This is a genomic window from Streptomyces sp. NPDC031274 (genome assembly GCF_055570235.1).
Genome location: NZ_JBVIHP010000029.1, coordinates 120,724 through 133,227, shown reverse-complemented (window position 1 = coordinate 133,227; position 12,504 = coordinate 120,724). Strand labels below are relative to the sequence as shown.

Below are 12,504 nucleotides of genomic sequence, written 5' to 3'. Positions count from 1 at the left end.
GAGAGGAAGCAAGGGGGTTGGTGAGGGGGACAGCTCCCCCTCCCGTTCTGCTGCGTGCGGGAACACCCCCCCCCTCCCCCCCCCGTCCCCTTCCCCTCTCCCCCCCCCGGGGCCCTGTGCTGTCCGGACGTCTCCGGACCCTGATCTTTGCGCACGCAAGCTATTGCCTTGCGTGGGCAAAGGCTGTCGAGTATCCACACGGACATGAGCGGCCGGGACGGCTGGTTCGTCGGGGAGGGGTGCACGTGATGGGGCGGCTGCGCAGAGGCCGGGCGACGCTGGCCGCGGGAGCGGCGCTGTGCGCGTTGATGGCGCTGCCGGGACAGGCCGCGGCGGCCGGTACACCGAGTCCCTATGTCTTCGCCGACCGGGCCGTACCGGTCGAAGGGGCCGAGAGCAGCATGGGCAGTGCGAAACTCGCGCCCGGGTCGACGTACAAGAGCTCCCTCGCGCGCGGGGAAAAGCTCTACTACCAGCTTCAACTCGGCGCCAGAGAGACCGTGTACGTCTCGGCCACCGCCATTCCCGGGCTCGACGCCCGTGTCGTCTACGGGGACGGCGTCAAGGTGTCCTTGCAGGACGCGAACGGCAACAACTGCAACTCCCAGGACGCGCGATTCGGTACGTCGCAGAGCCCGCGGCCCATCACCGCCTGGGCGGTACGGGAGGTGGGCCCCACCGCGAACAGGTGCAAGTCGGCCGGCACGTACTACGCGGTGGTCGAGCGGAACACCCGACCCGGATCCAGCACGGAGACGTGGGACACGGAGCTCCGGGTCGTCTCGGAGCCCGGGGCGGCCAAGGACGCCTCCACGACGCCGCCCGAGTCGTGGAACTCCGCCTCGCCCACGCCTCCGGGCGGTGAGCGCAAGGAACGCAGGGGCGGTACGGGCTTCAATGACGCCCGGGCGCTGCGGACGGGCGTCTGGGGCGACCGGATCGAGCCCGGCCAGACACTCTTCTACCGCGTGCCGGTCGACTGGGGGCAGCAGATCTCCGCCAGTGCCGAGCTGGGCAGCGCGAGCGGGGGGCAGGGCGATTACGTGACGTCGGCGTTCGTCATGTCACTGTCCAATCCGGTGCGCGCGCGCATCGACGACGCCGACGCGGCATACGACGGCAAACAGAAAACGACCGCGCTGGAACCGCTGGCCCCCGTCGCGTACGAGAACCGTTACTCCCCGATCGACGGCGTGGCCGGAACGCGGTTCGCCGGGTGGTACTACCTCTCGGTCCATCTCAATCCACAGGTCGCCCGGCAGTTCGGCGAGGGGCCGCTGGATCTGACGCTGCGGGTGAACGTCGACGGCACCGCGAAGGCGGGGCCCGCGTACGAGGGGACGGCGCGGCCCGCCGATCAGTTCAGCGTCACCGGTCAGGACAAGGACGCCGCGGCGCGGGGCGACACGGCTGCCGGGGACAGCGGTGGGGACGGCGGGGGGAGCGGCAGCGGCAGCGGCAGCGGCAATGGGGACGTCATGAAGGTGGTCGCCGCCGGTGGGTTCGGTGCTGGGACCTTGCTGCTCGCGGTCCTGGGCGTGTGGACGCTGATCGGGCGGCGACGGGCTGCGGGTCAGGTCTGACTCGGGTTTGACTCGGGTCTGGCCCTGGACTGGCTTTGGACTGGCCCTGGACTGGCCCTGTTCTGGCCCTGCTCTGGCTCAGACCTGGGTCAAGGCCCAGAAGCCCAGCGCGAAGCACGCCAGCGCGGCCAGCAGCATCGGGATCGCCACTTTCGGGGGCGGTCCTGGTCGTTTCTTCTGCCGATGCTGAACGGGTCGGCTCTGGAGCGGGGCCTGAGGGGCAGCCTGCGGGGCGTGAGGGGCCTGTGGGGCCTGTGGGGCGTGAGCGGTGTACGGGTAAATAGGGGCGGACACGCGCTGCACCGAGGCGGTGACGGAGTGTGACGGCTCGTGAGTGGGTAGATACATGGGGGTCTGCGCCGGTACCTGAACCGGGACTGGCGCCGGGATGTGGTGGGGGGAGGGGACGTGCGGGGACTGAGCGGGGAGCGGGGGTGGCGTCGTCGGCTCCTGCGGCGGAGGCGGTGGTGGTGGCGGCGGTGTTTGCTGGGACTGGGACTGAGGTTGGGGCTGGGGTTGGGGCTGGGGTTGTACGTGCTGTGCCGGCTGCCCCGATGGCGGCGTGCCCTGCGGCTGCTGAGCCGGCGGGAAGCTTCCCGTCTGCGGGGCGGAGAGGGGCGGCGGTGGAACCGAAGGGGGAGCGAAGGCAGGCGGCTGCGGCGGAGTCGTGAGAGGGCCGTCGGGGCCGAACCCATGGGGAAGCGGACCCAGTTGGTCGAATATTTCGACCATCTCGTCGTCGGGCCCCGGCTCGGGCAGCAGCTCGACAGCCGACGTCAACGCCTTGCGCGCACCCGTGGCGGTGCGGAACCGCGCGTGCGGATCCGGCTGGAGAAGTGTGGAGACGACCTGCCACAGCGGCTCAGGCACGCCCTGTGGCGCCCCAGGCGTGCCGTGCGCGGCGAAGTGCTCGATCAAGGCCTTGGCGTCCGGCTTGGCACCCTCCAGCAGATACAGGGCCACCAGGCCGACGGCGAAGAGGTCGGCGGTGAAGTCCGGCTCGGCGCCCATCATTTGCTCGGGCGCGAAGTAGCCGGGCGTCCCCACCACATAGTTCGTCTCGGTCAGCCGCGGCTCGCCCAGCCGCATCGAGATGCCGAAGTCGGAGAGCCGCAGATGCGGACGCGCGATGCCGGTGGCCTCGAGCAGGATGTTGGCGGGCTTGATGTCACGGTGCACGACCCCCTCGGCGTGCACCGCCGCGAGACCGGAGAGCAGCTGGTCAAGGAGCGTGCAGACCAGGCGGGGCGGCAGCGGGCCGTAGTCCCCGATCACATGAGCCAGCGAGCCGCCGGCGACCAGGGCCATGGTGAACAGGACCTTGTCGTCGTCGGCGGCCCAACTGGCGGGCGCGAGCACATGAGGGTGGTCGATCCGGAGCGCCTGCTCCCGTACGAAGCGCAACAGCGCGTGCGCGTCGCTCTGTTGCAGGACCTTGGCGGCCACATACCGGCGCCGCCGGTGGTCCCAGGCGCGCCAGACCGCTCCGACTCCCCCGCGGCCGACCGGGTCGACCAGTTCGTAGCGGCCGGCGAAGACCTCACCCATGGTCGCGCATCGCTCCCCCTCCGGGCCGCCCGGTGGCCCGGCCGACGGCTCAGTTCTGGTGCGCCTCGTAGTGGGCGACCGCGTCCGCGGTGCGTCCGGCGCCGTACACCCGGAGGAACTCTGCCAGTTCCGGGTGGGTCGGGGCGAGGGAGTCCGCGGCATCTATGATGTCGCCCGCCGCCGCGACGGAGCGCAGCAGTGACTGGATCTCGCGCACCACACGCTTCACCGTGGGCGCACCCGAACTCGTCGTCGACTGCGAGGTGTTCGTCAGGACGGAGCCGCCCTGAGATTTCTTGATCTCGTCCATGCGGTCGGTGGCCTCGGCGGCGCTCACACTGCCGTCGGCGACCTGGCCCGCCAGCTCCTGAAGGAGCTGGACGCGCTGGACGACCGCGGGGTTTCCGATCTTCGCGCGCTGCCCGCTCATCAGCTGGGACAACATGGGCGCGGACAGACCGAGGACGCCGGCTAGGCGTGCTTGGTTGAGGCCCAGATCATCGATGAGACGACGGAAGAGCGCCCCCAGCGGCTCCCCGTACCAGTTCCGCTGGAGCTCTCGTGCTCTCGCGGTCGTCTCTTGTTGTGCGGCGTCCATTGCGTCTCCCCATCGCTTCCCCAAAAACCGTGGTTCGCTGCCGCGAACCACGCCGAGCATCTTACGGAGCGTGGTCGTTCACCGGGACCCCCAATCCTTTTGCGGAATCCGGGGGGTGACCCGGTACTCTGGTCTGCGTTGCCCACCGGAGCGATGTTCTTCCGGCTGGGTGCGCCGTTTTCGGGGCCTTAGCTCAGTTGGTAGAGCGCTGCCTTTGCAAGGCAGATGTCAGGAGTTCGAATCTCCTAGGCTCCACTTGCATGAACCCCTCTGAACTGCGGAAACGTGGTCAGGGGGGTTCTTTTGTGCCGATCTTCCGTGCTGACGTGTCAGCGCGGTCGTGCTGATGGGCCGCGACCCGCCGACCATGGAGCTGCGGAGGGGGCAGTAGACGGCCCGCCGGTCAGGCGCGGGTCCTCATGAGGGGTATTCGATCTCGGTGCGCGAGTACCGCGGGTGTCCCGGAGCGGGGATCGCGTCCACGGCGAAGGCGTCGAACTCGCTCAGGCTCTGCGGTGCGGCGGGCGGCGCGGAGAGTCGAACGGAGCCGGGCGCAGTCGCAGTGTGGCGCGCCCGCGCAGCCGCCTGATTCTCCGAAAGGAGTTGGGGCATTACCGACAGTGAAGACCCGCAGAGGATGACGAAGCGTGGTGCGGCCCGCGCCGCAGAAGAGTCAGGCTGACGTCACCGGCCAGTGCCTCAGCGCCACGCGAAGGCCCTTGAGGTCTTGGGCGTCGGCCGCCCAGGCGATATGGCCGTCGGGGCGGATCAGCAGGGGCCCTGGCAGATCCCCGGCGGGGGCAGCGACGCGCAGCCACTCCGTCTCCGGCACCGGTCGCCCCTGGGCGACCAGCACGAACCGGCCGTCGCGCAGCACCTCGTACAGCCGCTGCCCGCCGGAGAGCCGAAGGTCGGGGACCCGGCGGCCGGTTAGCAGGTGGCTGCCGCGCGGCGCAGGGTAGGCGATGCCGATGCCGGAGAGCAGGTGCTCTCCCGTCGCCGTGAGCAGGTTCAGCCGGTTCACCACAGGCAAGGCGACTTCGCGCAGGCCGCGCACCAGTCGGCTGCGAGGAGAGCGCAGTACGCCCCTGGTGATTGCCCCGGAGACCCGCAGCGCCTGCCGTCCCACGGGGTGGCGCTCCCGCTCGTACGAGTCGAGCAGCGGCTGCCCTGCGCGCCCCTGGACCACGGCGGCCAGTTTCCAGCCCAGATTGGCGGCGTCCTGGAGCCCCGTGTTCATCCCCAAGCCGCCGGCGGGCGAATGCACGTGCGCGGCATCGCCTGCCAGCAGCACTCGGCCCTCGCGGTAACGCACAGCCTGCCGCTCGTCGCTGTGGAATCGGGAGATCCAGCGTGGGTCGTGCATGCCGTAGTCGGAGCCCAGCACCCGGCGCAGCAGTGCGGAGAGCTCCTCGGCCGTCACCGGCGCGTCGTCGGGCCGCTCGTCCCCCGCGACCCAGCCGATCGCCCGGTACCACCCGTCGCCGAACGGCACCAGGGAGGCGAAGCCATGCGCGTTGGAGTTGGTGGTCACGGCGTCGACGGGGATCTCGGTGAGCCGGATGTCGGCCAGCATCACTGAACGCACCACCGACTTGCCGGGGAATCCGATGCCGGCCATCCGCCGCACCGAGCTGCGTACGCCGTCGCACCCGGCCAAGTATCGGGCGGTCCAGACGTCCTTGTCCGACGTCTCCACCTCGACGACCTTGTCGTTCTGGCGCAGCAGCGTTACCTCGGTGCCCCGCACGATCCGCACCCCGGCGTCGCGCGCCCGCCGCTCCAGGAGCCGTTCGACGTGGTACTGCGGGGTGATCAGGGCGAACGGGAAGCGGGAGCGCAGCCGGTGCAGGCGGAGTTCGATCCTGCCGAAGACACCGATCACGGGTGCCTTGCGGCCGAGCGCGACGAGTTCGTCGCCGAGGCCGCGGGCGTCGAGCAGCTCCAGGGTGCGGGCGTGCACCGCGAAGGAGCGGGTCATGGCGGTGTCGGCGGCGTGCTCGCGCCTTTCGAGCAGGGTGACGCGCACTCCGGCGGTGGCGAGGTCGCCGGCCAGGAGGAGGCCGGTGGGGCCTGCCCCGATGACGAGGACGTCGGCGGTCCGGGGCGTCGGGTCGGGATTCGGGGCGTTGTCCTTCACACCGTCGCCTCGATCATGTGCTGGTAGGTGTTGACCGGGCGGACGTCCCGAAGAACCAGACCCGCCTGTTCCACCAGGTCGAGCAGGCTCTGCCGGGTGTGCTTCCGGCCTCCGACGGTGAGCAGCATCCGCAGGTCCATCCCGGTGCTGAACATCTGGCCGGGGCCGTCGTCGACCAGGTTCTCCACGATGATCACTCTTGTACCCGGACGGGCCGTGCGTACGACGTTGCTGAGCACGACGACCGCATCCTCGTCGTTCATCCCCAGGACGTTCTTGAAGACGTACGCGTCGACATGGGCCGGGACGGCCTCACGGCAGTCCCCGGCGACCAGTTCCGCCCGCTGGGCGAGCGCACCGCCCTCGCGCAACCGGGCGTCGGCGCCGGCCAGCACGTCCGGCCTGTCGAAGAGGATTCCCCGTACGTCCGGGTGGTGCTCGAGAAGGGCGGCGAGGAGTCCGCCCTGGCCGCCGCCGATGTCGGCGACGGTCCGAGCGCCGGACAGTGGCACGGCCCCCGCGACGGCCCTGGCGGACTGGGCGCTCGCCTGGGTCATCGCTCGGTCGAAGACGGCCGCGGATTCCGGCCACGCGGAGTGCACTTGGTCGAAGAACTCCCGCCCGTGGAGGTCGACGAAGACGTCCTTGCCGGTGCGCACGGACTCGTCGAGCCGGCCCCACAGCTCCCAGGTCCACGGCTCGGTCATCCACAAGACAAGCTGATCGAGGCTGTCCGGGGTGTTCGTGCGCAGCAGCCGGGAGATCTCCGAGGGGACGAAACGGCCCTCGGAATCCTCGGCGAACACCTGGTGGCAGGTGAGCGAGTGCAGCAGGCGCCGCAGCGCGTCCGGGTCGGCTCCGACGGTCCGCGCAAGGGCGTCCGCCGTCGCGGGGCCGTCGCCGAGGGCGTCGGCGAGAGCGAGCTTCACGGCCGCGCGCAGCGAGGCGGCGCAACTGGTGCTCAGCGCGCGCTCCAGCAGGCCAAGCACCTGCGGCTCGGTGGACGGCTCCGGCAGCGGCTTGGTGCGTGCGGTTGAACCGGTCACGGAAGGTGCCTCTCCATCGGGTCTGTCGGGCGGGTCTGTCGGGCGGCGGCGGTGACACAGCCGGGGAAGTGCGCTTCAAGGACCTGGCGGACTCCGTCGCGCCAGGTCCACTCGCAGGCGCCGACCAGGCTCCTGCGGCGGGTGTCGTCGTACGCGACGACCGCGCGGGTGACGTCGCTCGGGACGAAATCGACGGGCACCCCGGTGAGTGCCGAGATGTAGGTGAGGAGGTCGCGTACGCCGACGACCTCGTCCCCGCCCCAGTTCACGACGGCCGCGGGGACCGTCGCCGCGGCCCACAGGCCCGGTACGTGCCGGGCGATGTCGTCGGTGTGGATCGGGGAGCAGTAGTGCTGGTCGGTGTGCGGGACCGCGACGGGCTCCCCGGCGAGCATCGTCCGGTAGTAGATGACCGGGGCCCCGCCGTGCCCGTGCGGCCCGTAGGCGACGTTGAGCCGGGCGATGGTGGTGGGCAGGCCCAGCGTCACGGCGAGCGCCCGTACGGCTCCCTCGGTGGCCAGCTTGCCCACCGGATAGGTCGGCAGGAAGGCCGAGTGGGCCGCCAGCGGCTCGGTCTCGGTGTACTGGTGGTCCAGTGTCCGGGGCGCGTAGAGCGCGCTGGTGGAGAGGAACAGGAACGATTCGGCGGTGCGGCAGTGGTTCATCAGGCGGCCGGTGCCGACGGAGTTGACCGTCACCACCTCCTCGAAGTCCCCGTCGCCCCGCTCCACTGCCGCGTGCAGGACGTGCGTGAAGTCTTCGGGGACCCCGTCCAGACCGTCCGCGGCCATGTCCCAGCGCCGGGTCCGGATGCCCCGGTCCCGCAGCCCGCGCTCCGTCTGCGAGTCCGAGAACCGGCCCAGGCACCAGACTTCGTTGTCCCGGGCGAGTGTCTCGGCGGCCGTGCGGGCCACCAGACCGGTCGCCCCGGTGATCAGGATCTTCTTGCCGATCGGTGTCTGCATCCGGTGGCTCCTCTACGAGATGTCGGACGGGGCGGACAGCGACCGGGCGAGTTCCGCGCGCAGGATGGACTGGAAGGCGGCCACGTGCCGGGCGCCCATGAGGGTGTAGTGCTCGCCGGGCACATCCAGGAACCGGGGTGCCTCGCGGGTGAAGTCGGTCCACCGCTTCAGCTCGTTGTCCAGCCAGTCCTGCTTGCTGCCGCGGAGCGGGACGGCGTAGAAGACGCTCATCCGGGCGACGTCGCCGGACGGCACGTAGCTCCGGCCGAGGCCCGTGAGGCCGTCCGCGAGCTCCGCCCACGCGGTGAACCTTTCGAGGTCCAGGTCGAGTTCGGCGAGCCGTTCCGGAGGGGCGTTGTCGATCAGATGGCCGAGCTGCTCCCGCCTGTCCAGCGGCCGGAGTTCGGCGGGCAGCTTCTTCGCCTGTTGCCCGGAGACCAGGTCCAGGAACATGGCCAGGTTGACCGCGGTCTCGACGAAGTCGAGTTCGTCCATGCGGTACTTGATGTGCGGTGGAAGGTTGAAGCTGCCGAGGAAGTCGACGCGTTCGCCCTGCGCCTCAAGGAGCTTGGCCACCTCGAATGCGACCGCCGCGCCGAAAGAGTACCCGGCGATCGCATAGGGGCCGTGCGGCTGCCGGGACCGGATGGCGTCCACGTACGCGCGTGCCATCTCGTCGAACGACGCGAACGGCTTCTCCCCCGGATTGAAGCCACGGGCCCGCAGCGCGTAGAACGGCCTCTCGTGCACGAAGTACTTGGCGAGGTTGACGAAGACGAGCACCTCACCGACGCCCGGGTGCACGCAGAACAAGGGTGTCCCGTCCCCGCTGGTCTGCAGCGGGACGATCGGGTCGTAGGGAGCGGGCGTGTCGCTCAGGTCGGCCTCTATGCGGACGGCGAGCGCGCGGACGCTGGGCGAGGTGAGGATCGCGAGGACCGGCGGCTCCGTGCCCGGGAAGCGCCGGGCGATCAGGCTCTTGAGGCGCAGGATGTCCAGTGACGTACCGCCGAGGTCGAAGAAGCTCGCCGTGGCGCTGATCGTCGCCGGGTCGGTCTCGAAGAGCTCGCCGTACAGCTCCGCGAGCGCTTCCTCACGGGCGCCCTCGGGAGCGACGTACCCGCCGAGCTGCCGGGTGATCAGGGCCTGGACGGATTCCAGCTGCTCGGCGTAGTCGCCGGCCTCCAGTCTGCGCCGCATGAGTGCGCGCGGGATCTTTCCCAGGCTCGTCTTCGGGAAGGCGTCCTTGGGCAGCGGAAGCAGCAAGGCGGGGCGGAAACCCCAGTGCAGGACGACGCTGTTCCGGACGGCTATCAGCAGGCGGTGCAGTGCCGGTTCGTCGCCGGCCACCTCGGGGGCGGCCGCGAACGCGACGGCGAGCTGTTCGGTGTCGCTGCCCTTCGGGCGGGTCGGGAAGGCGGCGACGAAGGACCTCTCGATGCCTTCGAGACCGTCGAGTACCGACTCCAGGTCGTGGCTGTAGTAGTTGACGCCGTTGACGATGACGCTGTCCTTGTTGCGTCCCACGAGGGTCAGTCGGCCCCCGTCGAGGCGTCCGAGGTCACCGGTCCGGAACCATCCGTCTGCCGTGAAGGCGGCCGCGGTGGCCTCCTTGTCGTTCCAGTACCCGCCCGTGACCATCGGGCCGGTGAGCTGCACCTCGCCGGTCTCGCCCGCACGCGGCGGTGTGCCGTTGTCCTCGGCCGCGATCCGGATGCGCAGCCCGTCGACCGGCCGGCCGACCGCCGCGAACTCGGCCTCGCGGTCGGCGCCGGGGAACTCCCGGTTGTAGATGCTGCCGGCGCAGGTCTCGGTCATCCCGAAGGCGGGCCACAGGGCCTCACGGCGCAGCCCGTACGGAGCCAGCCGGTCGAGGAAGGCGATGCCCGTGGCGACGGGGTTGGCCTCGCCGCCGGAGACGATGTGCCGCAGACAGGACAGGTCCAGGGAGGGAGCGCCGGGCAGGCGGTCGACGATCTTGTTGAGCTGGCCGAGCAGGAAGTTCGGCGTGAACGTCATCGTCACCCGGTGGGCATCGATCACCTCCAGGAAGCGCATCGGGGCGGCGAGCACCGCCTCGGGGGAGGTCTGCAGCTGGACGGCGCCGACGGACAGCGGAAGCAGGTGTGCTTCGAGGAGCGCGGCGACGTGGTCGTACGAGATCCAGTTCAGGGTGATGTCGTCCGAGGCCAGCGACTGCGTTCCGGCCTTCGCGGCCATGGAGGCCAGCAGATTGCGGTGGGTGAGCCGGACGGCCTTGGAGGCGCTGGTGGAACCGGAGGTGAGGACGAGGAGGGCGACATCGTCGGGGGAGACCGGGGTGGCGCTTGTGCCGGTGCCGGTGCCGGTGCCGGTGCCCGCGTCCGTGGCGGCCGGTGCCAGGTTTTCCAGGGTGACGACCGACAGGTCCTGGACGGCGGGGAGTTCCTCGCGGGTGCGGGCATCGGTGACCAGGAGCGGCCCGCCGAGCAGGGTGTTGACGTGGCCGAGCTGGGCCGCCCATCGCTGCGGGTCGTCGCGCAAGGGGACCAGCGGGCACACCGTGATCCCGCCGAGCAGGCACGCCCAGAGTGTCGGCAGAAAGTCCTCGGGCCGTTCCAGGAGCAGCGCGACGATCCGGTCCTTGCCGACTCCTGACTTGCGCAGCCGGGCGAGCAGCCGCAGCGACTCTTCCAGGAGCTCCGGATACGTCTGGAGCCGGAAGTCGAGCGGTTGGTCCGCGGAGCCGTAACGGACCCCGTGCTCCGGGAACCGCGTGGCGGCCCGGATCAGCAGCGCACCCAGGTCGGCGGTCGTGTCGTGGACGGTCATCGTGCTCCCTCAAGTGCGGCAACGTTCCGGGTCACCCAGGCGGCGATGCTGTGTGCTGGCCGTACCTCGCTCAGGACCGGACATCGAGGACGTACTTGCCCGTGGACGCCCGGGTCTCCAGGAGCTCGTGCGCGCGTGCCGCCTGGGCCAGCGGGAACACGGTCACGTCCACGCGGACGGTGCCCTTGGCAACCTCTGCCAGGGACTGCTCCAGGTGGGCGCGGAGCAACTTCGGTGCCCGCCCCGCGACGCCGCCCAGGTTGTAGCCGGCGAGGGAACTGTTCGTGTACCAGGGGTGGTTGCCATCGAAGGTGACGTCCTCGGCTGCCGCGTTGCCGAATATGACGTGCCGGCCGAAGGCGGCCAGGAGGCCCGTCACGGACGACCGGAAGGCGCCGCCGACGGAGTCGAGGACCAGGTCCGCGCCCGCTCCGCCGGTCCGCTCGGCCACCTCCTGCTCCAGCTCCTCGTACGACACGACGCTGTCGTAGCCGAACCCGCGCGCGTACTCGGACTTGGCGGGGGAGCTCGTCACGCCGATGACCGTGCCTGCGCCGAGCGAGCGGGCCAGCTGCGCCGCTGCCGTGCCGACGCCGCCCGCCGCGGCGAGGACGACCACGGTCTCCCCCTTGGCGAGGTGGCCGGCCGAGGTGAGGACGCCCAAGGCGGTGGTGACGTTGCAGAGGGCGCCGGCGGCGAGGGCCCCGTCCAGCTCGGCGAGCTCTCCGTCGAGGCGGACGACGTGTTCGGCTCCGACGGCCACCACCTGGGCGTTGCCGCCGCCGCCCAGGGTGAGGGCGGCCACCCGGTCGCCGGGCTCGAAGCCGGTGACGCCCTCTCCCACGGTGCGGACCGTGCCGACCGCTTCAAGGCCGGGGAAGTGCGGCAGGTCGACCGGGAACTGGCCGCGGCGGAACATCACTTCGGCGAAATTCACGCCTGCGTACTGAACGTCGACGGTGAGCTGGCCGGGCTGGGGCTCGGGCGTGGCGACCTCGCCGACGGTGAGGACGGCGGGGGCGCCGAAGGTGTCGAAACGGACGGTGTTCATACGGCTGCCGGCGGTGGGGGCGGTGTTCGTCATCGGATTCCTGTCTGGTTGAGGAAGGAGGTGGGGCCGTGGCCGGTGAGCAGCCGGGTGTCGTCCGGGCAGAGGCCGGTGACCATGCGGAGGGAGTCCTCCATGCTCGTCGGGCTCGCGGTCGGTGCGTCCGCGCGTCCCCGGCCGCTCGCGAGCAGGGTGTCGCCGGTGGCGAGCAGCGGGGCGTCGCCGCTGTCGAAGCGGAACATCACCGAGCCGACGGTGTGGCCGGGCGTGTGCAGCACCGTGATGGTGCCGGCGGCGAAGGTCAGTTCGCCGCCCCGCTCGGGGAGTTCGCTCACCTCGTCGGGTTCCTGGTGGGGATGGCCGACGAGCAGGTCGCGGGGGAACGAGTCGGGCAGTCCCTTGGCGGGTGCGCCGAGTTGGTAGCGGTCGGCCGGGTGGATCCAGGCCGAGACGCCGTAGTGCCGGGCGAGCGGCACGGCGTCCCACGTGTGGTCCATGTGGCCGTGCGTGATCAGGACGGCCTCGGGTTCGAGGCGGTGGGCGCGGACGGCTTCCAGAACCGCCTCGCGGGAGTCGTGTCCGGGATCGACGACGAGGCAGGGGTTACCCGGCCCGGCGGCGACGATGTGGACGTTCGTTCCGAACTTGCCTGTGGCGGCGGACAGTACGAGCATGACGAGACTCTGGCTGAGCCTTCGGTCATATGTCAATTGTCGTTGCTGTCACAGAACCCTGGCTCAAGTCTGCCCTATAATGGCGAGGGCA

At 70.7% G+C, this 12,504-nt stretch carries 9 protein-coding genes and 1 tRNA gene; 2 read left to right on the top strand and 8 right to left on the bottom strand.

From position 1 onward, the window contains the following. The first annotated feature begins 248 nt into the window (after positions 1 to 248). Positions 249 to 1,583: a hypothetical protein gene (locus ACZ5CR_RS35885; RefSeq protein ID WP_468865485.1), complete on the top strand. Its 1,335-nt coding sequence runs from the start codon at positions 249 to 251 to the stop codon at positions 1,581 to 1,583. Positions 1,584 to 1,661: 78 nt separating this feature from the next. Here ACZ5CR_RS35885 and ACZ5CR_RS35880 read toward each other — a convergent pair whose 3' ends face one another. Next, on the bottom strand, positions 1,662 to 3,131 hold the full coding sequence (locus ACZ5CR_RS35880) for a serine/threonine-protein kinase (RefSeq protein WP_468865475.1): 1,470 nt from the start codon (positions 3,129 to 3,131) through the stop codon (positions 1,662 to 1,664). 49 nt (positions 3,132 to 3,180) lie between these two features. Continuing rightward, positions 3,181 to 3,729, bottom strand: coding sequence for a helix-turn-helix domain-containing protein (locus tag ACZ5CR_RS35875; protein ID WP_160506124.1), 549 nt, complete (start codon positions 3,727 to 3,729; stop codon positions 3,181 to 3,183). 182 nt (positions 3,730 to 3,911) lie between these two features. On the opposite strand from ACZ5CR_RS35875, the gene ACZ5CR_RS35870 reads away from it, so the two are divergent. Next, positions 3,912 to 3,984: transfer RNA gene (locus tag ACZ5CR_RS35870), tRNA-Ala, on the top strand. Between the two features lie 418 nt (positions 3,985 to 4,402). Here the strand turns inward: ACZ5CR_RS35870 and ACZ5CR_RS35865 are convergent. The 6 genes from ACZ5CR_RS35865 to ACZ5CR_RS35840 form a co-directional block, all read right to left on the bottom strand. After that, positions 4,403 to 5,869: an FAD-dependent oxidoreductase gene (locus tag ACZ5CR_RS35865; RefSeq protein WP_468865472.1), complete on the bottom strand. Its 1,467-nt coding sequence runs from the start codon at positions 5,867 to 5,869 to the stop codon at positions 4,403 to 4,405. After that, positions 5,866 to 6,915 (bottom strand): methyltransferase, encoded by a 1,050-nt coding sequence (locus ACZ5CR_RS35860; RefSeq protein ID WP_468865469.1) that lies wholly within the window; start codon positions 6,913 to 6,915, stop codon positions 5,866 to 5,868. Before ACZ5CR_RS35860 ends, ACZ5CR_RS35865 begins: the two co-directional genes overlap by 4 nt. Continuing rightward, positions 6,912 to 7,880, bottom strand: coding sequence for an NAD-dependent epimerase/dehydratase family protein (locus ACZ5CR_RS35855; RefSeq protein ID WP_468865467.1), 969 nt, complete (start codon positions 7,878 to 7,880; stop codon positions 6,912 to 6,914). The genes ACZ5CR_RS35860 and ACZ5CR_RS35855 overlap by 4 nt, the downstream gene beginning before the upstream one ends. A 12-nt stretch (positions 7,881 to 7,892) precedes the next feature. After that, positions 7,893 to 10,691: an AMP-binding protein gene (locus tag ACZ5CR_RS35850; protein ID WP_468865465.1), complete on the bottom strand. Its 2,799-nt coding sequence runs from the start codon at positions 10,689 to 10,691 to the stop codon at positions 7,893 to 7,895. A gap of 70 nt (positions 10,692 to 10,761) precedes the next feature. Continuing rightward, positions 10,762 to 11,775, bottom strand: a complete 1,014-nt coding sequence (locus tag ACZ5CR_RS35845) for a quinone oxidoreductase family protein (RefSeq protein WP_468865463.1) — start codon at positions 11,773 to 11,775, stop codon at positions 10,762 to 10,764. Next, positions 11,772 to 12,413: an MBL fold metallo-hydrolase gene (locus tag ACZ5CR_RS35840; protein ID WP_468865461.1), complete on the bottom strand. Its 642-nt coding sequence runs from the start codon at positions 12,411 to 12,413 to the stop codon at positions 11,772 to 11,774. Before ACZ5CR_RS35840 ends, ACZ5CR_RS35845 begins: the two co-directional genes overlap by 4 nt. Positions 12,414 to 12,504 lie beyond the last annotated feature (91 nt).